This is a genomic window from Streptomyces sp. NPDC007945 (assembly GCF_042958885.1).
Taxonomy (GTDB): Bacteria; Actinomycetota; Actinomycetes; order Streptomycetales; family Streptomycetaceae; genus Streptomyces.
The window spans coordinates 160,492-181,706 of sequence record NZ_JBIBJV010000009.1 but is presented as its reverse complement, the minus strand read 5'-3'; the positions used below and the strand labels follow the sequence as shown (position 1 = coordinate 181,706).

The window sequence follows — 21,215 nt, the reverse complement described above, 5'->3', positions numbered from 1 at the left end:
GGGTCCATTCGGAGCGATCGATGACGCGCCCACCGCCTCTGCGGCTCGGCACGCCCCGACGCTACGAGCGCCCCGGCCGCCCGGGTCGACCTCCTGCGTCCGAGGGTGGCGCGGCAGCGGACGACCGGGCAAGGGCGACGGCTCCGGCGCGTCCGCGTGGAGCGGTCCGCCGACGAGCTCGAAGAGCGGCACGGCACGGCGATCCTTTACGACGGGCCGCCGCCGGCCACCGCGCCGGACTCCACCTCGCCGACGTCTCCCTCCGGTCCGCCGGGTGACTCCGGCGGCCGTCTGGACCCCGTCCTCTCCGAGGTCGTCCGTCCACCGCCCCCTCCGTCCAACTCCTCCGGAACGGAAGGAGATCCACATATACTTCACCGGCTCGACGGCCTCTGAGCTGTCGGCGGAGGAGGACACGGGGGCGTGATGGAGCTGCGGGACATCGAGATATTCCTGGTCCTGGCCGAAGAGTTGCACTTCGGTCGGAGTGCCGAGCGGCTTCGGGTCTCCCAGGCGCGGGTCAGCCAGGCCATCAGGAAGCAGGAACGGCGCATCGGCGCAGCGCTGTTCGAGCGCACCAGCCGCACCGTGCGCCTGACCGCCGTCGGACGCCAGCTGCGCGACGATCTGCAGCCGGTCTACGCGGGACTCCACGAGTCTCTGGAGCGTGCCCGGTTGGCCGCCCGCGGTGTCACCGGAAGGCTTCGCGTCGGCATGATGCCGTTCAACCTCGTCGACCTGCACCCCTACTGGCGGGCCTTCCGCTCACGGTATCCGCAGTGGGAGCTGGAGATTCGCCAGATGGAGTACGTCGATCCGTTCGGCCGGCTCCGTGCCGACGACATGGACGTCCTCGTCGCCTGGCTGCCCGTGGAGGAACCGGACCTCACCGTCGGCCCGATCCTGTGCACGGACCCGCGGGTCCTCGCCGTGACCACCGATCACGAGCTCGCCGGGCGAGCATCGGTACGGCTGGAGATGTTCGCCGACTTCCAGCACGCCATGGCACCCGCCTTCCCGGATTACTGGGAGGACAGTTATCTGCCCTTCCAGACCTTCGAGGGCCGGCCGATCGAGCGCGGGCCTCGCTCCGTGACCAACGCGGAGGATCTCATCAATCAGGTCGGCATGGGTGAGATCCTCCACTGCTTTCCCCGCCACGTCACTCGGCACTGGGGCATGCCGAACATCCGCTGGCTCCCGGTCACGGACCTGGCGGACCTGTCCTTCGCTCTGGTCTGGCGGACCGAGGCGGAGAACGAGCTGATCGGCGCTCTCGCCGGCCTGATCCGCGAACTCGGCGCACGACGGTTCTGACGCGTCGCTCCTCCCCTGCCCGGTACGGCGATAACCGTCGGGTTATCGATCACCCCACGAAACCCGTGTTGATCCAGATGTGGATCTCACGGAAGGCTTGCGGACGTGCGAGACAGGTTCGACATGACCGTGACGTATGCGATGCACAACGCCTTACGAAGGGAGCTGGGCCACTTCGCCCGAGCCGTCGCCCGCGCCCGTCCGGATCCCCGGAGCGTCCTGCGCACCGCCGCGGGCTGGGGCCTGTTCCGAACGGCTTTCCACACTCACCACTCCGCCGAGGACAGCGCCCTGTTGCCCTCCCTGCGTCAGGCCCTCGACGGCCGTCCCCTCGACCTGACGCGCCTGGAGGCGATCGAGGCCGAGCACGCCGCGCTCGCCGCCGTGCTCGACGCGATCGACGGGGCCCTGGTCGGTCCCGGTGTCGGGCCCGACCTGTTCGGTGAGCTCGCGGGCTCGCTGATCACCGGCCTGCAGGGCCACCTACTCCACGAGGAGGAAGCCGTCTTCCCGCTGGTCCAGGCCTTCCTGAGCAGGGAGCAGTGGGAACACTTCGGGCACGTCCACACCCAGCGGATCACGGCCGACGCGGTACGTCTCCTGCCGTGGCTCCTGGACGGCGTCTCCGAGCGGACCGTGTCCGCCGTGCTGACACAGCTCCTGCCGCGGTCCGCTCACCATGCGTACGTACACCGATGGCAGCCCGCCTACGCGGTGCTCGATCGGTGGGGGATCCAGGGCGCGCTGACCGTCCACCGGCCCTGAGCCCGTCTCCACCGGCTTCGTCGAGGTCGTCGCCGCCTGGCACGGCGAGATCGTCGGCGCCCGCCTGCTCGGCCCGACGGCACCGAGCCGCTGCCCGAGGCGCTCCAGTCCCGGACAGGGGACCTCACCGTCCATGAGGTCACGCGCGACGTCCACGCCCACCCGACCCCGGGCGCGACCGTCCAGAAAGCCACCCGTTGCGTCGCCGGCCACGTGACCGGTCTCCGACACGAGACCCGGCGCGCGTCACGGATTCGAAGCACGTCACCACGCCACCGAACGAGACGAAACGCCTCGTTCCTCAAGAGGGGAAGCGTCATGAAGGTTCTGCTCACCGGTGCCACCGGCTACATCGGCTCCGCCGTCTCCGAGCACCTCGCCGCGGCCGGCCACCGGGTCGTCGCACTCATCCGGGGTGCCGAGCCGAGGCCCGGCCGGGGCTGGCACGCCCAGGTGGTCGGCGACACCGCCGACCCGGCCTCGCTCGCCGGCGCGGTGACCCCGGAGATCGATGCGGTGATCCACCTGGCTCCCCCGAGCGGTGACGTGGACGTCGACACCGCCGTCGTCGACGCCCTCGCCACTCCGCTGCGCGGCACCGGCCGCCCCTTCGTCTACACCAGCGGCGTCTGGGTGCTCGGTGCCACAGGTGAGGCCCAGGAGGTCGGCGAGGAGACCCCGACCGACCCGATCGACATCGTGGGGTACCGGCCGAGGATCGAGGAGAGGGTGCTGGCCGAGGTCGCCGAGGGCGTGCGCGCGGTCGTCGTCCGGCCCGGCATCGTCTACGGTCGCGGCGGCGGCATCCCCGCTCTCCTCGTCGACCGGGCCCGCCGGCAGGGGGTGCCCGAGTACTACGGCGATGAGGACGTGCGCTGGCCGACCGTGCACGTGGACGACTTGGCCGAGCTGTTCGTGGCCGCGGTCGAGCGGGCCGAGGCCGGCACCGTCTGGCACGGCGTCGGCGAGTCGGCCGTCGCGGTCCGTGACCTCGCCCGGGCAGCCGGCCGCGCCGCCGGAGTGCTTGCCGCCCCGCAGGTGGTGACGGTGGAGCAGGCCGCCGAGGTCTTCGGTCCGCTCTTCGCCGACGCGCTCGCCCTCGACCAGAGCGTCAGCGGCGCCGCCGCCCGTGCCGTTCTCGGGTGGCAGCCCAGCGGGCCGGGAGCGGTGGCCGAGTTGGCGTGGGGCTCGTACCGGCCGGTCGAGGTGTTCGGTGCCCCCGACGGTACGGACGCGGAGGCGGAGGTGACTGCGATTCGCCGCCTGGTCGCCGAGGTCGAGCACGCCCAGCAGAACGAGCTGGTGGACCGGTTCCTGAGCGTCTTCCGCCGCGAGGACCCCGTGTGGACCACCGGCCACGGCAAGCGGTTGTCGGGCTTCGAGGAGATCGCGGCCTTCACCCGCAAGGTGCTGCCCGGTGCGATGACCGAGTCCACCGCGGTGTACGACGTCGAACGCGTGCTGTTCCTGAGGCCCGACGTCGCCGCGGTGAACGTCCGCCAGCAGCCCGTCCGCCAGGACGGCACCCGAATCACCGACCGCCCCGAAGGCCGCCCCTTCTACATCCTGGTCAAGGAGGACGGGACCTGGCGCGTCGGCGCCGCCCAGAACACCGTCGTGGCCGGCTGACGGCCCGCACGGCTTGTGCGGCAGGACTGTCACCTGACGCGGCGGCAAAGGAAGACCCACGCGGACCACGTCGTCGCGCTCAGGCTGCTCGGTCAGCGCGTCCGCAACGCGGTCGGGACGGCCCCCTCACAGGCCGCCGGCCGTGCACGCGCCGCCTCGGCGAGTCGGCGCGGGCACGGCCGGTCGGACGGCCCGGGCCCAAGAACCACCACCGGCGAGCGCCGCAGCCGCAAGCCGGTGATCGGCTGCGGCCACATCCACTCCGCCGCCGCCGACCACGCCCGCCTGGCGTACGGCGAGGTCTTCCCCGACGAACGCCAGGACACCGCCATCGCCTTCTGGCAGCGGGCTCCGGGTGGCGCATGGGGCGCCTTTCCCTGCCACGAGCAAACGCTGACGCCCGTCGGTGAGAAGGTCGTGCAGCCGCAGGCGCAAGGTCGTGTCAGCCCTGCTGCTGGGCGTTATCGGCCTCGAACTGTGAGCCGATGTTGTGCCACATGAAGGTGTCTTTCCAGCCCACCTCACCGGCCGCCCAGCCCAGCATGGCGGTCAGGACCTTCTCCTGGGAAACGGTCCGCGTCTGATAGTGCTCGGCGGCCACCCCGTCCCGGAATTCGAGTTGGTACGTGTTGTCTTCGCGGAGCAGCACCTGGACATACCAGCTGCCCTCCGTGCCCTCCTCCACCCGCTCCAGGACCAGATGCGCGTTACCGCGCTGGAGGCCGGCCAGCATCCTGCCTATCGTCGGCTTCGACGGCCTCTTGACCTCGCGCCCTGCCTCATCGGTTGCAATCAGCATGGCGCGATCCTCCAACACAGCTCTGACATCGCCCCGAGGAGGGCATGGCGGACTCCGCCATCATCGGCTCATGAAGACATGGATGCGCTGCTACTGGGACGAGGAAGACACCTGGTTCTACTTCGAGGTCGACGCCGACGGCTGGGTGATCCGGCAAGTCGAACTCGAAGGGCCGAGCTGATCCCGATCGCGGCTGCCTCCCTCGCCGAGTGGCAGGGGGCCCGGGATGCGGGCCGCCTCGATGACTACGACAGCAGGTTCGGAATCACCGCCGAGCTGCCCGTCTCGGAGTGGGAAGGCCACGAGCCGGAACAACTCACCTTCGAGGAGTTCGAGGAAGTCTGGGGTGCTGCCCGCTGCCGGATTGCATAAGGCCTCGCACTCTGAAATCCACGTCGTCTTGCTCACCAGGAAGGTAGCGGCGCGGGCACGTACGGAGGTTACCCGGGGGTGAGAGCACGCGCGCCTGCCTCTCGCGCCGCTGCCCACGCGAAGGCTGCGCCCCGGATTCCGGCGACGACACGCAACCAACCATGAGACAGCGGAAAGGTAGACGCCTTCGGCTGCGCGGGCCGCGATCAGCAGGGCGGCGACGGCGCGGACGTCCTGACTGGCACGACTGGCACGACTGGCACGGGTAGGGCTTCAGGTCAGTTCCAGCAGCTCTGCGCTGATCCGGTCCCATCCCGGCCGGGGGCCGTCGATCGGTCGCACGGCGGTGAGCAGGCGGCCGTCGAGGTACGTGTCGAGCCGGTCTCCTGTGGGACTGGCCAGTCGTTCGCGCTGGGCCCGGCGGTCCAGTTCGATGCGCTCGCCCAGGACTCCGAGCAGGACCTCGTGCCGGGCCTCGCCCAGGAGGTCACCGCGGATCCATCGTCCTCGAACGGGCACGCCGGCGAGCGTGCCGAGCTGGTTCTCCTCGCGCTCGAAGGCCCGGGTCATCGCCTCTTCCGCCGCCGGGCCGGTCTGTCGGATCGCCTCCCTGGTGGCTGCCTGGCCACTGAGCCCGGGAAGCATCACCATGGGGTCTTCGTCCGGGGCCGGGTCCACTGCGCGTCGGCGGTCGGGAGGCGGGACGCGGAACTGCCACGGCTTCGAATCTCCGGGGACCTCGATCCAGCCGGTCGTGAGGCTCTTCAAGGCCGCGGAGCCGTCGGGCAGGAAGATGTCGACGTACACCCCGCCCAGGCCGAGCCAGACCCAGCTCATGAAGTAGGCGTGATCGCCGTGGGCGACGGACCACTGGGCGAGCTTCTCCAGACGCTCTCTCTGCTCCGAGGTGCCCTTCCCCGCCGGGAACATCTGCGGGCTGTCCCGTCGCCGTCCTCGCGCCTCTCCGGCGACCGGCCCGTCGGACAAGTCGTACAGGAGGTCCGGCCGCACGCCGGTCTTCGCGTAGACCCCCTGGAGTTTTCCCGGCAGCACGTCGAAGCTGCTGAGGCCGCCGCTCGTATGGGTCCAGTCGAACAGGAGCGTGCTGGCGGCGCTCATCACACCGAGTCCGGTGCACTCGCTCACGAAGCGCTTGATGTGGAGGGCACTGGAGTCGAGAGCGGTGCACTCGACTCCGAGCGGCCCCTTGCCCTGGTCACCCAGGATGTAGCTCAGCAGCAAGCGGATCTCGTGGTCACGCACGCGTTGGTCGACCGTTTTGCGAAGGTCGCAGGCCAGGGCGTTGGCGTTGACCATGGCGGCCAGGGAGACATGGAGCGGCCCCTGGCCGATCTCGACTGCCTGGACAGCCTCCGCGCCGGCCTTGCCCTTCTCGATCGTGAAACGCCACACCCGGGCACGCACCGTACTCATAGGAGAACCCTACGGTCCGCTGGTCGTGACGGTTCTCGTGTTGGCGGTCGGAGCTGGGGCCGGGGTCCGGATCTCCGTCCAGGAGGGCCTGGATGACCCTCGCGGTGCGGGCCTGCGTCTCGGGCCCGTGGCACGCGGGGTTGTGGTCGGGTGCGGGCTGCGGCATTTCGCGTACTTGCTTCATCTCGCCGCCGAGAGAGGGCCAGGGCGTGAGCGAGTCAGTCAGGTCCACGGGCCCGCACAGGACCTGCGTCTACCACGACGCCTCGCCGGTCAAGGAGCGACGCAGGACAGGCTGAGGCCACTCCGGCGTCGTTCGATGCCGGGGCCGCCCCATACAACTGATGGGCCGTCAGCGCGGTCGGTGAAGGGTCAGTGTCCAGCTGACCGGACCCGCTCGTACACGAGCGGGCACACTCCGGAAACCCACCCGTCGGCCGCGCGACTGCGGGAGGGCTGCGGTACTCCCTCCCACAGTCGCCGCAGCAGCTATGGGAAGGTGCCGAGTGCCCCGACCCCGCAACGACTCGGCAAGGAAAAGAACAGGTCAGCGCACCCTGCCTCGCGCCTTCAGGTGGGTCGCCGGGACCTCCGGGGCGTCCAGGCGGTCGCCGTCGTAGCCCTTCACCTCGCCGAAGCGGTCGGTGGCCATCCAGTCCTCGCGGGCCTGGCGGATCTCGTCGTCGGTGCGGCCGACGAAGTTCCACCACATGACGATCTCCTCCTCGAAGGGCTCCCCGCCGAGGAGCATCAGAGCCGCGTCGGAGGAGGCCCGGAGGGGGAGGTGGGTGCGGCCGCAGCCGAGGTAGAGCATCGAGCCCGGGAGGACGGGGACGCCGTCGACGTGCGCCTCGCCGGACATGGCGAGGACCGCGTACTCGAAGTCCGGGTCGAGCGGCAGCTCGGTCTCGGTGCCGGCGGCGAGGGCGAGGTCGGCGCCGACGAGGGGCGTGTACGTCGTACCCGGCGAGGTCGCGCCGTCGAGGGAGCCGAGGACTACCGTGGCGGTGAGGCCGGGCGCGGTGACCCTGGGCAGGTCGGCGTGGTGCTGGAAGTGCGGGTCGACGTGCCGGTGGGCGTCCGGCAGGGCGACCCAGAGCTGGGCGCCGTGCAGGAGACGGGCGTGCGTACGGGGGCTCTCCTCGGAGTGCGAGATCGCCCGGCCGGAGGTCATCAGGCCGAGCTCGCGGGGGCGGATCGTCTGGAGGCTGCCGGTCGAGTCGCGGTGCAGGACCTCGCCCTCGTGCAGCCAGCTGACGGTCTGGAGACCCATGTGCGGGTGGGGCGGCACCTGCATGCCGGGCTCGTCGGCGATGTCGTCGGGGCCGTAGTGGTCGACGAAGACCCAGGCTCCGACCATCCGGCGGCCGAGGTTCGGCAGCAGGCGCCGCACCTCCGTCGACTCGCCGAGGCGGACGTGCCGGGGACTGAGGAGTTCGCGGACGGGCTCGGCGACGACGAAGCCGCGGCCACCGCAGACGGCGAGCTCCGCCTGGCGGTCCAGATTGCTCATCGGGGATCGACACCTCTCGAGTGGGGGGACATCGGGGAGCATCCCAATAGTGGAATGTTCAACCAGCCTTCGGTGTTGACGAGGGCGGACCACCCCACAGGGTGGCAGATCCGGAAGCCCGGAACAGGGAGAGCAAGTGAGCGACACGTACTACGAGTTCGGAACGGCCGCCGACCGCTGGAGCCGCGCGCAGCTGTTCTTCGACGCGAAGGAGTACCAGACCGCCGTCCGCATCCTGCGCGGCCTCGTCGCCGAGCACCCGGACCAGACGGCCCAGCGGCTGCTGCTCGCCCGCGCCTACTACCACTCCGCCCAGCTCAAGCCGGCCGAGGCCGAGCTCCGCGCCATCCTGGACCGCGACCCGGTGGAGCACTACGCCCGGCTCATGCTCGGCCGCACCCTGGAGCGCCAGGGCCGCCCGGACGAGGCCGCCCCGCACCTGCGGATGGCCGCGGCGATGAGCGGCGAGCTGCCGTCCTGACGACGCGATCGCCCCCCGGCGACGGGGCGACCTGACGCGGAACTGATACCCCGGCACGGTATGGTCTGGCCCCAGGAGGACCTGATCATGCCCCGACCCCGTCCGTACCGCGGCGAGCGAGCGGAAGGCGCCCTCGCGCACCTTCTGCTCGTCGTCGTGCTCGCGCTCGGGGTGTTCATGATGCATTCCACGGGCCACCCCGAAGGCCCTCCGCGCGGCCATGCCACGACGACCCCGGCGCACACCGCCAGCGCCGACGGCGGTCCGCCCGCCGCCGGCCACGGCACGCCCCGGCCGTCCGACGGACACGCCCCCGGCTCGGGGATGGACATGACCACGCTCTGCGTGGCCGTCCTGGCCGGTTGGCTGATCGCCGGCCTCGTCCGCGCCGCGCTCGGCCGCCGCCCCGACTGGCTCACCCTCCTCCTCGCACGGCTCGCGCCGGCGCTCGCGCCGCACGCCCCGCCCCGCCGCCCTCCCGACCTCGCCCGGCTGTCCGTCCTGCGGATCTAGGCCGTACCACCCCGTCGCGGGCCGCTTCGCGCTGCTCGGACGCCACCGGTACAGCCTCTGACCCGTACGTACAGCACACGAGGAATCACCATGCGTACTTTCCGCAAGCCCGCCGCCCTCCGCGTCCTCGGCCTGACCGGCGCCGTCGCCGCGACCGCCCTGCTCCTCGCCGCCTGCGGCGACGGCGACACCATGGGCGGCATGGACCACGGCGGCACGACCTCCGCCACCGCCGCGCCGTCCGCCCCCGGGAACTCCGGGACCTTCAACGAGGCCGACGTGATGTTCGCGCAGATGATGATCCCCCACCACGAGCAGGCCCTGAAGATGGCCGAGCTCGCCGAGGGACGCGCCGAGGACCCCGACGTGAAGAGGATCGTCGCCGCCATCGAGAAGGCGCAGGATCCCGAGATCCAGAAGATGAAGGCCTGGCTGCGGGGCTGGGGCAAGCCCGAAACCGCCGCGATGGACCACGGCATGGCCGGGATGATGTCCGAGCAGGACATGAAGGACCTCGCCGCCGTCCAGGGCAGGGACTTCGACCGCAAGTTCGCGGAGCTGATGATCGCCCACCACGAAGGCGCGGTGGAGATGGCGAAGACCGAACAGAAGGCCGGCGGCAACACGGAGGCGAAGGTCCTGGCCGGCGAGGTCGTCACGGCCCAGACCGCGGAGATCGCGGAGCTGAGGAAGATCCTCGACCGTCTCTGATGGGGCGGGCGACCCGGATCGGAGGGATGGGTTGCTGATGCGGCTCCTGGATCCAGGAACCAGGAGCCGCGATCCAAACTCCGGAGTCCGGAGTCCGGAGTCCGGAGTCCGGAGACCGGAGACCGGAGACCGGGATCCGGGATCCGGGATCCGGGATCCCGGATCCGGGATCCGGGTCCGGGGCCCCGGGCCGCGATCCGGGTTCCGACACCCGTGACCTTCATCCATGACCGTGATCCGGTCCGGACCCTGGCCGGACTCCAGGCCTGCCCCGGCTCCTCGGGGCGGGCCTGGGGACCGGGGGGCTGTCCTCCCCCTCTAACGGCGGCCGCCTCCGTGCCCCGGCCGAGGGATCATGCCGCAGCTGGCTCCGCGACCACCTCGCCGCCCACGACCACCCACTCCGCGACCGTGCCGGGGATCTCCTCCGGGGCGATGCGCAGGATGTCGCGGGAGAGGACGACGAAGTCGGCGAGCTTGCCGACGGTGAGCGAGCCGCGCTCGTGCTCCAGGAAGTTCGCGTACGCCGAGCCCATCGTGTAGCCCTCGACGGCCTCGGCGACGGTGAGGGTCTGGCCCTCCGTCCAGGGCTCGCCGCCGGCGAGCGGGCGGCGGGTGACGGCGGCGTGGATGCCGACCATGGGGTCCATCTCGGCGACGTTCCAGTCGCTGGAGAGGGCGAGGACGGCGCCCGCGTCGCGCAGGTCGCGGAGCGGCCAGGCCTTGTGCCAGCGGTCGGGGCCGATGTTCTCGGCCCAGTCCTGGCCCGGTCCCGCGATGTCGGGGGCGGCGTGCCGGGGCTGCATGCAGGCGACGACGCCGAGTTCGGCGAAGCGCGGGGTGTCGGCCGGGTCGAGGCACTCGACGTGGACGACCTGGTGGCGGGCGTCGCGCGGGCCGTTGGCCGCGCGCGCGTGGGCCACGGCGTCGAGGACGGTGCGGATGCCGCGGTCGCCGGTGGCGTGCACGAAGCACTGGAAGCCGCGGGCGTCCAGGCGGGCGAGCAGCTCCGCGAACTCCTCCGGCGGGTAGAAGGTCTCGCCCCGGTGGTGGGCGCAGCCCGCGTACGGCTCCAGGAGGGCGGCGGTACGGGGCTCGACGACGTCGTCGATGTAGAGCTTCAACGGGCCGACGCGGAAGCGGTCGTCGGCGTGTTCCTCGGCTGCCCTCGCGAAGGCGTCGAGGTCGGCGTCGGTGGTGCCGCGCGGGTGGAAGAGGGCGGCGACGATCCGGGAGCGGAGTCGTCCCTCGGCACGCGCGCGTGCGAACAGGGCGAGGTCGTCGAGGGAGTTCTGGGGTTCGACGACGGTGGTGATGCCGAAGCGGATGGCGTCGTCGAGGCTGCGGGCGAGCCGGCCGTACTGGCGGTCGGGCGAGGCCCAGGGGACGCCGAGGGCGCGCAGGGCACGGTGGCCGTCGCGGGACAGGCCCTTGACCGCGAAGTCCTTGACGAAGCCGGTGGGTTCGCCGGTGGCGGGGTCGGTGACGGCACGGCCGAAGGGCAGGTCGGTGTGGTGGCGGTCGACACCGAGGGCGCGCAGGGCGGCGGTGTTGAGCCAGGCGGTGTGGACGTCATAGCTGAGGACGAGGGCGGGCGTGGTGCCGGTGGCGGGGTCGAGGTCGGCGGCGGTGGGCATGCGGCCGCCGGGGATCGCGGAGTAGTCGAAGGCCTCGGCCTCGATCCAGGGGGCGTCGGGATGGGCGGCGTGCCAGGCCCGTACGCGCGCGTGGATCTCGCCGAGGGTGCGGGCGCCGGCGAGTTGCACGCAGGCGTCGTCGGAGCCGAGGCGCACGTGGTTGTGGGCGTCGACGAAACCGGGCAGGACGAGCCGTCCGCCGGCGTCGAGGACGCGGGTGGCGGGGCCGGTCCAGGCGGCGGCGTCCGCGTCGGCGCCGAGCCAGACGATCCGGCCGTCCCGTACGGCCATCGCCTCCGCCTCCGGCAGGGCGGGGTCGACGGTGTGCACGCGGGCGCCGGTGAGGAGCAGGTCGGCGGGGGCGGGAGTGGTGCCGTTCATGCGGGGTGTGTTCCTTGTCGTACAGGTGGGGTGGCGGCGGTCGCGGTCGCGGGACGGGCTTGGGGCGGGTTCGGCGGGGCGGCAGGGAAGCGTCGGACCGCCAGGGGGAGTCGGACGTCCGGGCGTGGTCGGACAGCCGGGTGCGGCCGGATGGCGGGGTGTGCCAGACAGCCGGGTGCGGCCGGATGGCGAGGGTGCGTCGGCGGCCGGATGCGGTCGGATGCCGGGGGTGCGTCAGACGGGCTGGTGCGGCCGGATCGCGCGCTGTGTCAGACGGCCCGGTGCGGCTGGATGGCGCGGCGTGTCAGGCGGCCCGGTGCGGTACCGCGGTGCGGCGGGCCAGGAGGACGTACGCGAGCGCGGCGACGGGGGCGCCGAGGAGCGTGAGGTCGGCGCCGCCGAGCGGCGCGACGAGGGGGCCGGTCCAGAGGGCGGAGTCGCAGGTGAGGGCGGAGAAGAGGCCCCCGGCGAGGAGGGCCGCGGCGCCGGCGGGGTGCCAGCCGGACCGGTACCAGTAGGCGCCGCCGGGGTCGGTGCGGTGCAGGGCCTCGGAGTCGTACCGGCAGCGGCGCAGGACCATGTCGGCGAGGAAGACGCCGCCCCAGGGGGCGAAGACGATGATCAGGAGGGAGAGGAAGGAGAGGAGGGAGGTGGTGAAGTCGCTGAGGAACAGGGCGCCGAGGGAGCCGGCGGCCGTCACGGCGGCGCTGACGGCGAGGGCGCGGGCGCGGTTCCAGGGGATGCCGAGGACCTGGAGGTTGAGGCCGGAGGAGTACAGGGTGAGGACGGAGTTGGTGACGGAGCCGCCGAGGACGAGGGCGAGGAAGGCCGGCCGGAACCAGCCGGGCAGCAGGCTCTCCGCGCCGGCGACGGCGTCGGTCATGTCCGTGCGGGTGGCGGCGGCGACGCCCGCGATGCCGAGGGCGACGGAGGAGAGGAAGCCGCCGAGGGCGCCGCTGACGGTGACGGCCCGGAGGCTGGTGGTCCGGGGCAGGTAGCGGGTGTAGTCGGCGGGCATCGGGAGGTACGAGAACGGGCCGGCCAGCATCACCACGAACGCGAGGCTCCAGCCCGCGGCGCCGGGCCCGCTCGCGGCGGCGGAGGTGTCGGCGCCGGGCACGAGGAGGACGACCATGACGCCGAAGCCGACGGCGAGGACGTAGGCCATCCACCGCTCGGCGAACTGGACGGTGGCGTGGCCCCAGAAGGAGATCGCGAAGGTCAGGGCGAGGGTGACGGCGAGCGCCAGGGCGCGGGGCGCGGCCCCGCCGGACCAGCCGAGGGCGGCGAGGAAGGCCTCCAGGGCGAGGGTGCCGACGACGGTGTTGACGACCGTGTAGCCGATGCTGACGACCCAGTTGAGCGCGCCGGCGGGGCGGTTGCCGCGGGGCCCGAAGGCGGCGCGGGAGAGGACGAGGGTGGCGGTGCCGGTGCGGACGCCGCCGAGGCCCGCGGCTCCGATGGCGAGGAAGGAGAGGCCGCCGATCACGACGACGGCGGTGGCCTGCCAGAAGGAGAGGCCGAAGGCGACGGCGAGGGCGCCGTTGATCACGTAGGTGAAGGTGAGGTTCGAGCCGAACCAGACCCAGAAGACGTCCTTGGCGCTGCCGTGGCGCTCGCCGTCGGGGATGGGGTCGATGCCGTGCGCCTCGACCTGGAAGACCTCGTCCCGGGTGGTGGTCGGTGGTGCCGCCGTCTCGTGGTCGAGCACATCACGCTCCTCTGCCTGGATCTTGAATGACGTTCTAAGTTCTTGAACGACATTCAAGATGGGTGACGGGTTCCGGCCACGTCAAGACCCCGGCGGAGATCCGGCTAAGGTCGATGCGGTACGAGGACGCGCGGCCGACAGCCGCGGGGCGGCCGGGCGAGGGAACGGAACGGGGTGCGGCGACGGTGGCAGGGGCGGCACGGCGGCGCGACGGACACGTCACCCAGGAGCGGATGCTGGAGGAGGCCATGGCGGCGATCGCCGAGGACGGCCTCGCCTCCCTCACCATGTCCGCGCTGGCCGAACGGCTCGGCACCAGCGGCGGTCACATCCTGTACTACTTCGGCTCCAAGGACCGGCTGCTGCTCGCCGCGCTGCGCTGGAGCGAGGCCGCGCTCGCGGGGGAACGCCGGGCCCTGCTCGACCGCCGGACCACCGCCGAGCGGAAGCTCGACGACTTCCTCCGCCTCTATCTGCCGCGCGGCCCGCGCGATCCGCGCTGGACGCTCTGGATCGAGCTCTGGGCCAGGACCGCGGGCAACCCCGAACTTCGCGAAGCGCAGCGGGAACTGGACGCCGACTGGCAGCGCGACCTGGAGTCCCTGCTCGCCGCGGGCGCGGCCCGCGGGCGCTTCGCCCCGCTCGACGCGGCGGCCCGCGCCTCCGAACTCCTCGCCCTGCTCGACGGTCTGAGCACGAGGGTCGTCCTCGGGCAGGACACCGGCCCCGGCGCCCGCCCGGCCCTGGAGGCGGCCCGCGCCGCGGCGGCCCTGCTCGTACCGCGCGCGTAGGCCGCTCCCCCGTCGGTCACACCTGTTTCCTTCAGCCCGTGACAGGCTGCACAGGATCGAACGGCCAGGCGGGCGCGTCGGGATGACGCTCCATCTGCTCCGCGTACCAGATCGTCTGCTCGGCGTGGAGCATCGGCCGCGACAGCCGCGCCACCGCCGGATACGAGGCCGCGACCGCGACCGCCACCCCCAGCGCGGCCTCGGCGTCCGAGGCCGGATCACCCGGGCGCTCGTGCGGCACGCCGTACCACTCGGCGACGGCGGGCAGCGAACGGCCACCCGGCCGGAAGCGGTCCACGTGCCGGTCCAGGATCAGTGGGTCGCAGAGCGGGGCCACGCCGCCCCCGCCCTCCGGGAGCCGGTCGGCGAGGGGCGTGAGGTCGTGGCGGAGCAGTTCGGCGTGGAGGGTCGACAGGACGTGCGGGGCGTACCAGACGACGAGGAGTTCGCCGCTCGCCAGATGGTCGGCGAGGAGGGCGGCGAGCTCTTCGAGGGCTTGGGCCGGCGGGGCGGGCAGGGTGAGCGGGGCGCTCTGGATGCTGGATCCTGCATGCGGATGGGGCGCACGGGATCCACGATCCGGATCCTGGAGGCTGGATCTGCTATCCGGATCCTGGATGTTGGATCCCGCATTCGGATCCTGGATGTCGGATCCAACATCCAGTACCCACCCTCGCGCCGTCCCGTCGCTCCCCCGCACCGCCGCCCCCGTGATCCGGTCCCGCTCCGGCCGGTTCCCCGTGGATCCGATGTCCAAGGACAGCAGGCGGCGACGGTGCCACCCCGGGTGGTCGCCGGGCGGCGGCGGGCCGGGCGCGGGAGCGTGTTCGCGGTGGTAGACGTCCCAGCCGCGCCGCCCGTGCCGGAGGACCCCGGCCCCGGCCGGGACGGGGGTGCCGCAGCGGGTGCAGGGGGCGTCGTAGGCGTTGGCGCGCTCCTCGGGGTTCACGCCGGGTCGGCGCCGTCCCGGTAGGCCTCCAGGAGGCGGAGCCAGACCTCGCTGAGCGTGGGGTACGAGGGGACGGCGTGCCACAGGCGGGAGACGGGGACCTCGGCGGTGACGGCGATGGTGGCGGCGTGGAGGAGTTCGCCGACGGCCGGGCCTACGAAGGTGGCGCCGAGGAGGACGTCGCGGTCGAGGTCGACGACGAGCCGGGCGCGGCCCCGGTACCCCTGGGCGTAGAGGTTCGCGCCGGCGACGGAGGTCATCTCGACGTCGACGGCGCGGACGCGGTGTCCCGCGCGTTCGGCCTCGGCGAGGCTCAGGCCGACGGCGGCGGCCTCCGGGTCGCTGAAGACCACCTGGGGGACGGCGGCGTGGTCCGCGGTGGCGGCGTGCGGTCCCCAGGGCGCGGCGCCAGAGAGGGGGGTGCCGGCCGCGCGGGCGGCGATCGCGGCTCCGGCGATCCGGGCCTGGTACTTGCCCTGGTGGGTGAGGAGGGCGCGGTGGTTGACGTCGCCGACGGCGTACAGCCAGTCGGTGCCGGTGACGAGCAGGCTGTCGTCGACGTCGAGCCAGGAGCCGGGTTCCAGGCCGACGGTCTCCAGGCCGAGGGACTCGGTGCGCGGGGCGCGGCCGGTCGCGAAGAGGACCTCGTCGCCCTCGACGGTGTCGCCGCCCTCCAGGACCACGGTGACGGGGCCGCTTCCGCCGTCCCGGACGACCGCCTCCACGCCGACGCCGGTGAGCACGTCGGCGCCGCGCGCCCGCAGGGCCTCGGCGACGCGTTCGCCGACGAAGGGCTCCATCCGCGGGAGCAGCCGTTCGCCGCGTACCAGCATGGTCACGTGCGAGCCGAGCGCGTGCCAGGCCGTGGCCATCTCGACGCCGACGACGCCTCCGCCCACCACGAGCAGGCGGCCCGGCACCCGGTCGGCGCTGGTCGCCTCGCGGCTGGTCCAGGGGCGGGCGCCGGAGAGCCCGGGCAGCGGGGGCAGGACGGCGCGGCTGCCGGTGCAGACGGCCACCGCGTGCCGCGCGGCCAGGACGTGGTGCTCGCCCTCGGGTCCGTCGACGACGACCCGCCGCGGCCCGGCCACGCGCCCGTGCCCGCGGTAGACGCGCACCCCGATCGAGTCCAGCCAGTCGACCTGCCCGTCGTCCTTCCAGTGTCCGACGGTCTCGTCGCGGTGCGCGAAGACCTCCAGGGCGTCCAGGGGGCCGTAGACGGCCTCGCGCAGACCGGGGACCTTACGGGCGTCGGAGCGGGCCAGGACCGGGCGGAGGAGGGCCTTGCTCGGCATGCACGCCCAGTAGGAGCACTCACCGCCGAGGAGTTCGGTCTCCACGATCGCGGCGGTCAGACCGGCCGCCCGGACCCGGTCGACGACGTTCTCGCCGACCGGTCCCGCGCCGATGACCACCACGTCGTACTCGTGCTCGGTGCCGTGTCCCGGCACGCGGCCCTCTGCCATCCCCTGGACCTCCCCCTGCGCGTTTCCGTGCTCGTTCGGGTGTTCGTTCGCCGCCGTTCGCGTCATGGGGAACAGTCTGGTGGGTGCGGGCCGGAATAGCGCGGCTCGATAGGCCGTTGTGCGGGGCGAGTCCCCAGGGGACCGTGAGGACACCACCGGAGACCGAAAGGCGGAAGCATGAGCACCATCGAGCTCACCAAGGACAACTTCGACGAGGTCGTGAGCGGCAACGACTTCGTCCTGATCGACTTCTGGGCTTCCTGGTGCGGACCGTGCCGTCAGTTCGGGCCGGTGTACGAGGCCGCTTCCGAGCGCCACCAGGACCTGGTCTTCGCGAAGGTCGACACCGAGGCCCAGCAGGAGCTCGCGGCCGCCTTCGAGATCCGGTCGATCCCGACCCTGATGATCGTCCGGGACAACGTGGCGATCTTCGCGCAGCCCGGCGCGCTGCCCGAGGCGGCCCTGGAGGACGTCATCGGCCAGGCCCGCAACCTGGACATGGACGAGGTCCGCAAGTCGGTCGCGGCGCAGCAGGCCCAGGCCCCGTCGTCCGAGTGATCCGGGCGCCCCGCGCGCGAGGTGAGCCCCCGCTCAGGCGGGGGCTCTCCCGTGTCCGTAGGACGTCCCTCTTGGAGGCTCCGGCCTCCGGTCAGCGCTCCAGGACCAGGGCCAGGCCCTGGCCGACGCCGATGCAGAGCGCCGCGAGGCCGGTGCCGGAGCCCGCGGCGGCGAGCTGGTGGGCGACGGAGCCGGCGAGGCGGGCGCCGGACGCGCCGAGCGGGTGGCCGAGGGCGATGGCGCCGCCGCGCGGGTTGACGATCGAGGGGTCGAGTTCCGGCCACTCGGCGAGGCAGCCGAGGGCCTGGGCGGCGAAGGCCTCGTTGAGTTCGAAGGTGGTCAGGTCGGCGAAGGTGCGATCGGCCTTGCCCAGGGCGCGCTGGACGGCGGCGACCGGGCCGAGGCCGAAGAGCTGGGGCTCGATGCCGGTGACGGCGGAGGCGCGGATCCGGGCGAGCGGCTCCCGGCCGGTCTCGCGCAGGCCGTCCTCGTCGACGAGGAGGAGGGCGGCAGCGCCGTCGTTGAGCGGGGAGGCGTTCCCCGCGGTGACCGTGCCGCCGTCGGCCCGGAAGGCGGGCTTGAGGCGGCCGAGCGCCTCCAGGGAGGTGTTCTCGCGGACGCACTCGTCGCGGGTCAGCTCCGCGCCCGGGTACGGGACGACCTCGCCGTCGTAGAGTCCCTTGGCCCACGCCTCGGCGGCCTTGCGGTGGCTGTCGAGGGCGAAGGCGTCCTGGACGTCACGGCCGAGGGCGTGCTTGTCGGCGACGAGTTCGGCGCCCTCGCCCAGGGAGACGGTCCACTCGGCGGGCATGGCCGGGTTGGTCATGCGCCAGCCGAGGGTGGTCGAGTGCAGCTGCTGGTGGCCGGCGGGGAAGGCCCGCTCCGGCTTCTGGAGCACCCAGGGGGCGCGCGACATGGACTCGACGCCGCCGGCGACGGCGACGGAGGCGTCGCCGAGCGCGATCGCGCGCGCCGCCTGGATCACGGCCTCCAGGCCGGAGCCGCAGAGGCGGTTGACGGTGACGCCGGGGACGGTGACCGGCAGCCCGGCGAGGAGGACGGCCATCCTGGCCACGTCGCGGTTGTCCTCGCCGGCGCCGTTGGCGTCGCCGAAGTAGACGTCGTCGACGAGGGCCGGGTCGAGGTCCGGAGTGCGGTCGACGAGGGCCTTGACGACATGGGCGGCGAGGTCGTCCGGCCGTACGGAGGCGAGGGCGCCGCCGAACTTCCCGATGGGGGTGCGGACGGCGTCGACGATGTACACGTCGCGGATGCTCATCGGATCTCTCCCGGTCCCGGCGGAACGACTCTGTTCGCCTGGTGAAACAAGTTTCGCGCGGCTGCGCGCGCAGAGTCTGAGCCCCGGCGCCGCGCCTGTCAACGGTTCCTGGGGAGGCGGAGGCGGGGTGATCGACCGGGCATCGCCTGACTTGGGGCCTCCCCCAGCGCCACGACCAGCCTTGCCCGCGCGGGCGCCAAGGCTTGGGGGCCGCTGACTCGGGGCGTGCGGGATCGGGGGTGCGGGATGGGGGTGTGCGGGATGGGGCTCCCCTGGGCCCCTCCCGTGGCGCGGGCCCTCCGCCCGGGCCGCCTCCGCCCACCGGGGCGGCACCGGACCGCCCGCGCCGCCGAGGGCGGACGGGGGCGTGGGCCCCGCCCCTCACCCCCGCGCCGCGTCCCGTACCAGGGCCACCAGGCCGTAGTCGAGCTCGCGGCCGTCCACCAGGAGGGCCTCCACCGTGCGGGTCTCGGGGTCGATGTCGGCGGTCATGCCGTGGCCCTCGTAGATCGGGTATCCGGTCTCGCCGTACCGGCCGGTGCGCTCCACCACGGCGGAGCGCACCGCGGTGTCGGCGACGCTCGCACCGCCCCGGTCCTCGACGTGACCGGGAACCAGAAGGATCTCGTAACGGTTCGGGTGAGTGCTCATGCACCGACGCTAAGCGTTCCGCCGGGCTCGCGCCGGACGACCCGCGAGTACAGGAGGAAGCGGGTGCTCGTCTCGACGTCGGTGCCGTGCACGGCGTCGTCGACGAGCTCGGCCGGTTTCCCCCCGGAGCAGGTCGATGCACACGGGGCTCGGCCGGGGCCCAGGGGCCGGCCGACGACGGTGGTCTGCTCGGCCACGGCGCATCCCGCGTCCTGGAGACCGCGCATCAGGAGCATGGGCCTCGCGGTGCGGTCGACCCGTTCGGTCCGCTGATCAGGGCGGGACCGCAACCACCCTCGCGCGCCGCCCTTCTGACGTACCGTTCGGTCATGGACGAGTCGATGGAGAGCTCGATGGTGGGACTGCTCGGCCGGGTGACCGGGACCGTCGGGCCCGGTCTCGTCGGTGAGGTGATGCTCCGGATCCGCGGTGGGGCCGAGCACTTCCTCGCGTACGCGGCGGGCCCGAAGGAGCGGATCGAGGTCGGCACTCTGGTGACCGTCGTGGAACACCTCCCTCCGCGCACCGTCTATGTCACAGCCTTGTACGGCGTCTGACACGACAGCCTGCACGACCGTTGAGGCCCCGGCCCGCCGGGCGCACACTCCCTTCACCGGATCCGCACGGCTCCGGTGAAGGGGGACCCTTTCCCATGGGCATCGGCATTCTGGCGGGCGCCGTCGTCGGCGCGGTCGTCGTCCTGATCGTCCTGTTCAAGATGATGTGGCGGGTCGCGGAACCCAACGAGGCCCTCATCATCTCCGGTTCCAACCACAAGAACGAAGGCCTCGGCGACGGCATGGGCTTCCGCATCGTGACCGGGCGCGGCACCCTCGTGGTGCCGGGCGTGCAGGCGGTGCGGAAGCTGTCGCTGGACCTCAACGAGACGCAGTTGCAGGTCGAATGCGTCACCCACCAGGGAATTCCGCTCAAGGTCCGGGGCGTGGTCATCTTCAAGGTGGGCGACGACTTCGTGTCGATCGCCAACGCGGCCCGTCGCTTCCTCGACCAGCAGAAGCTGATGAGCGAGCGGGTGCACATCGTCTTCGCCGGTCATCTCCGCGCCATCGTGGGCGGGTTGACCGTGGAGGACATGATCCGTGACCGGGAGAAGCTGACCGGGCAGGCGCGTTCGGCCTGTGGCACGGAGATGGAGAAGCTCGGCCTGATCGTCGACTCGCTGCAGATCCACGAGATCGAGGATCCGACCGGGTACATCAAGAACCTCGCCGCCCCGCACGCGGCCGCAGTGCAGCGCGACGCCCGGATCGCGCAGGCCGAGGCCAACCGGCTGGCGACCGAGGCCGAGCAGCAGGCGGCCGCCCGGATGTCGGAGGCGACCCGCGACAGCGAGATCCTGCAGGCCGGCTATCAGGCCGAACGGGACCAGGCCAGCGCCCGGGCCCGGCAGGCCGGTCCGCTCGCCGAGGCGGCCTCGCGGCAGGAGGTCGTCGTCCAGGAGACCCGGGTCGCGGAGCTGGAGGCGCACCGCAAGGAGCAGCAGCTCCAGGCGGACGTCCGCAAGCCGGCCGACGCGCTGGCGTACGAGACGCGGACCCTGGCCGAGGCGGAGCGCGACGCGCGGATCTCGGCCGCGCAGGCCAACGCCCGGGAGACCGAGCTGGCGAGCGCGGCGACGGCGACGGCGACCCGGGTCACCGGCGAGGCCGAGGCCGCGGCGGCGCACGCCAAGGGCCTCGCGGTGGCCGAGGCCACCCGGGCCAAGGGCCTGGCCGAGGCGGAGGCGATCAAGGCGCGTGCGGCGGCTCTCGCGGAGAACCAGGAGGCGGTGGTCGCGCAGCAGCTCGCCGAACGGTGGCCGGAGATCGTCGAGGCCGGCGCGTCCGCCTTCGGCAACGTGGACCAGATGGTCCTCCTGAACGGCGCCGACGGCATGGCGGAGATGTTCGCGAAGGCGCTCACCATGGGCGGTACGGGCCTCGGCCTCGCCCGCCAGTTGCTCTCCACGATGGGCCCGAACGGCTCCGACCGCCCGGCCCCGACCGCCGAACCGACGGCCGTACCGACCGCACGCGCGGCAGCGGAGAAGGGGGTGGCGGTGACGACGGTCGAGATCGAGGTCGCCGACGACGACACGTGACCGACCGCACCGATCCCGTGCGGGACACGGGCCGGGGGGCGGCACCCCGGGGGGGGGGGGCCCCCCCCCCGGGCCCCCCCGCGGCCCCCCCCCGGGGCGCGCGCCCCCACACGCCGCGTGGGGGGGTGGGGGTGGGGGAAGGTTGTTGGGTACTGAG

20 protein-coding genes and 1 pseudogene are annotated in these 21,215 nt (G+C 72.8%); 11 read left to right on the top strand and 10 right to left on the bottom strand.

Features of this window, described 5'->3' with window-relative positions:
* Nucleotides 1-426: 426 nt before the first annotated feature.
* The 3 genes from ACFZCF_RS26645 (at nucleotide 427) to ACFZCF_RS26635 (ending at nucleotide 3,711) form a co-directional block, all read left to right on the top strand.
* The gene (locus ACFZCF_RS26645; RefSeq protein ID WP_391289380.1) at nucleotides 427-1,317 is read left to right on the top strand and encodes a LysR substrate-binding domain-containing protein; all 891 of its coding nucleotides are present in this window, start codon (nucleotides 427-429) and stop codon (nucleotides 1,315-1,317) included.
* Between the two features lie 123 nt (nucleotides 1,318-1,440).
* Nucleotides 1,441-2,082, top strand: coding sequence for a hemerythrin domain-containing protein (locus ACFZCF_RS26640; protein ID WP_391289305.1), 642 nt, complete (start codon nucleotides 1,441-1,443; stop codon nucleotides 2,080-2,082).
* Between the two features lie 318 nt (nucleotides 2,083-2,400).
* Nucleotides 2,401-3,711, top strand: a complete 1,311-nt coding sequence (locus ACFZCF_RS26635) for an SgcJ/EcaC family oxidoreductase (protein ID WP_391289303.1) — start codon at nucleotides 2,401-2,403, stop codon at nucleotides 3,709-3,711.
* 442 nt (nucleotides 3,712-4,153) lie between these two features.
* Here the strand turns inward: ACFZCF_RS26635 and ACFZCF_RS26630 are convergent, their stop codons facing one another.
* Complete coding sequence (locus ACFZCF_RS26630; protein WP_391289301.1) at nucleotides 4,154-4,510, bottom strand: hypothetical protein; 357 nt, start codon at nucleotides 4,508-4,510, stop codon at nucleotides 4,154-4,156.
* A 70-nt stretch (nucleotides 4,511-4,580) separates the two neighbouring features.
* On the opposite strand from ACFZCF_RS26630, the pseudogene ACFZCF_RS26625 reads away from it, so the two are divergent.
* Nucleotides 4,581-4,882, top strand: a pseudogene (locus tag ACFZCF_RS26625) (hypothetical protein).
* Between the two features lie 273 nt (nucleotides 4,883-5,155).
* On the opposite strand, the gene ACFZCF_RS26620 reads toward ACFZCF_RS26625, so the two are convergent.
* Together ACFZCF_RS26620 and ACFZCF_RS26615 are read right to left on the bottom strand one after the other, a co-directional pair.
* Nucleotides 5,156-6,316 (bottom strand): hypothetical protein, encoded by a 1,161-nt coding sequence (locus tag ACFZCF_RS26620; RefSeq protein WP_391289298.1) that lies wholly within the window; start codon nucleotides 6,314-6,316, stop codon nucleotides 5,156-5,158.
* 547 nt (nucleotides 6,317-6,863) lie between these two features.
* On the bottom strand, nucleotides 6,864-7,829 hold the full coding sequence (locus ACFZCF_RS26615; protein ID WP_391289296.1) for a pirin family protein: 966 nt from the start codon (nucleotides 7,827-7,829) through the stop codon (nucleotides 6,864-6,866).
* 136 nt (nucleotides 7,830-7,965) lie between these two features.
* Between ACFZCF_RS26615 and ACFZCF_RS26610 the strand changes: the two genes are divergently transcribed.
* From ACFZCF_RS26610 to ACFZCF_RS26600, 3 genes are all read left to right on the top strand, one after another.
* Nucleotides 7,966-8,310 (top strand): tetratricopeptide repeat protein, encoded by a 345-nt coding sequence (locus tag ACFZCF_RS26610; protein ID WP_391289294.1) that lies wholly within the window; start codon nucleotides 7,966-7,968, stop codon nucleotides 8,308-8,310.
* Nucleotides 8,311-8,397: 87 nt separating this feature from the next.
* The gene (locus ACFZCF_RS26605; protein WP_391289292.1) at nucleotides 8,398-8,823 is read left to right on the top strand and encodes a DUF6153 family protein; all 426 of its coding nucleotides are present in this window, start codon (nucleotides 8,398-8,400) and stop codon (nucleotides 8,821-8,823) included.
* 90 nt (nucleotides 8,824-8,913) lie between these two features.
* Nucleotides 8,914-9,534 carry a DUF305 domain-containing protein gene (locus ACFZCF_RS26600; protein WP_391289290.1) on the top strand — a complete coding sequence of 207 codons (621 nt, stop codon included), beginning with the start codon at nucleotides 8,914-8,916 and terminating at the stop codon, nucleotides 9,532-9,534.
* A gap of 353 nt (nucleotides 9,535-9,887) precedes the next feature.
* On the opposite strand, the gene ACFZCF_RS26595 is transcribed toward ACFZCF_RS26600, so the two are convergent.
* Together ACFZCF_RS26595 and ACFZCF_RS26590 are read right to left on the bottom strand one after the other, a co-directional pair.
* The gene (locus ACFZCF_RS26595; protein ID WP_391289288.1) at nucleotides 9,888-11,552 is read right to left on the bottom strand and encodes an amidohydrolase family protein; all 1,665 of its coding nucleotides are present in this window, start codon (nucleotides 11,550-11,552) and stop codon (nucleotides 9,888-9,890) included.
* Nucleotides 11,553-11,856: 304 nt separating this feature from the next.
* A complete protein-coding gene (locus tag ACFZCF_RS26590; protein WP_391289286.1) occupies nucleotides 11,857-13,263 on the bottom strand; it encodes a cytosine permease in 1,407 nt (468 codons plus the stop codon).
* Between the two features lie 185 nt (nucleotides 13,264-13,448).
* Between ACFZCF_RS26590 and ACFZCF_RS26585 the strand changes: the two genes are divergently transcribed.
* Nucleotides 13,449-14,054 (top strand): TetR family transcriptional regulator C-terminal domain-containing protein, encoded by a 606-nt coding sequence (locus ACFZCF_RS26585; RefSeq protein ID WP_391289283.1) that lies wholly within the window; start codon nucleotides 13,449-13,451, stop codon nucleotides 14,052-14,054.
* Between the two features lie 31 nt (nucleotides 14,055-14,085).
* On the opposite strand, the gene ACFZCF_RS26580 is transcribed toward ACFZCF_RS26585, so the two are convergent.
* Both ACFZCF_RS26580 and ACFZCF_RS26575 read right to left on the bottom strand, forming a co-directional pair.
* Nucleotides 14,086-15,003 (bottom strand): hypothetical protein, encoded by a 918-nt coding sequence (locus tag ACFZCF_RS26580; RefSeq protein WP_391289281.1) that lies wholly within the window; start codon nucleotides 15,001-15,003, stop codon nucleotides 14,086-14,088.
* On the bottom strand, nucleotides 15,000-16,469 hold the full coding sequence (locus ACFZCF_RS26575) for an FAD-dependent oxidoreductase (protein WP_391289378.1): 1,470 nt from the start codon (nucleotides 16,467-16,469) through the stop codon (nucleotides 15,000-15,002). Before ACFZCF_RS26575 ends, ACFZCF_RS26580 begins: the two co-directional genes overlap by 4 nt.
* 177 nt (nucleotides 16,470-16,646) lie before the next feature.
* Here ACFZCF_RS26575 and trxA point away from each other — a divergent pair, with 177 nt between their 5' ends.
* A complete protein-coding gene (gene trxA / locus ACFZCF_RS26570; protein ID WP_388448553.1) occupies nucleotides 16,647-17,027 on the top strand; it encodes a thioredoxin in 381 nt (126 codons plus the stop codon).
* Between the two features lie 91 nt (nucleotides 17,028-17,118).
* Here trxA and ACFZCF_RS26565 read toward each other — a convergent pair whose 3' ends face one another.
* The 3 genes from ACFZCF_RS26565 to ACFZCF_RS26555 form a co-directional block, all read right to left on the bottom strand.
* On the bottom strand, nucleotides 17,119-18,306 hold the full coding sequence (locus tag ACFZCF_RS26565) for a thiolase family protein (RefSeq protein ID WP_388448551.1): 1,188 nt from the start codon (nucleotides 18,304-18,306) through the stop codon (nucleotides 17,119-17,121).
* 381 nt (nucleotides 18,307-18,687) lie between these two features.
* Nucleotides 18,688-18,957 (bottom strand): hypothetical protein, encoded by a 270-nt coding sequence (locus tag ACFZCF_RS26560; protein ID WP_388448549.1) that lies wholly within the window; start codon nucleotides 18,955-18,957, stop codon nucleotides 18,688-18,690.
* The gene (locus ACFZCF_RS26555; RefSeq protein WP_391289278.1) at nucleotides 18,954-19,193 is read right to left on the bottom strand and encodes a hypothetical protein; all 240 of its coding nucleotides are present in this window, start codon (nucleotides 19,191-19,193) and stop codon (nucleotides 18,954-18,956) included. The genes ACFZCF_RS26560 and ACFZCF_RS26555 overlap by 4 nt, the downstream gene beginning before the upstream one ends.
* Before the next feature lie 117 nt (nucleotides 19,194-19,310).
* On the opposite strand from ACFZCF_RS26555, the gene ACFZCF_RS26550 reads away from it, so the two are divergent.
* Entirely contained in the window at nucleotides 19,311-19,514 is a 204-nt protein-coding gene (locus tag ACFZCF_RS26550) for a hypothetical protein (RefSeq protein ID WP_388448704.1), read from the top strand.
* A 95-nt stretch (nucleotides 19,515-19,609) separates the two neighbouring features.
* The gene (locus tag ACFZCF_RS26545) at nucleotides 19,610-21,058 is read left to right on the top strand and encodes an SPFH domain-containing protein (protein ID WP_391289276.1); all 1,449 of its coding nucleotides are present in this window, start codon (nucleotides 19,610-19,612) and stop codon (nucleotides 21,056-21,058) included.
* The last annotated feature ends 157 nt before the right edge of the window (nucleotides 21,059-21,215 follow it).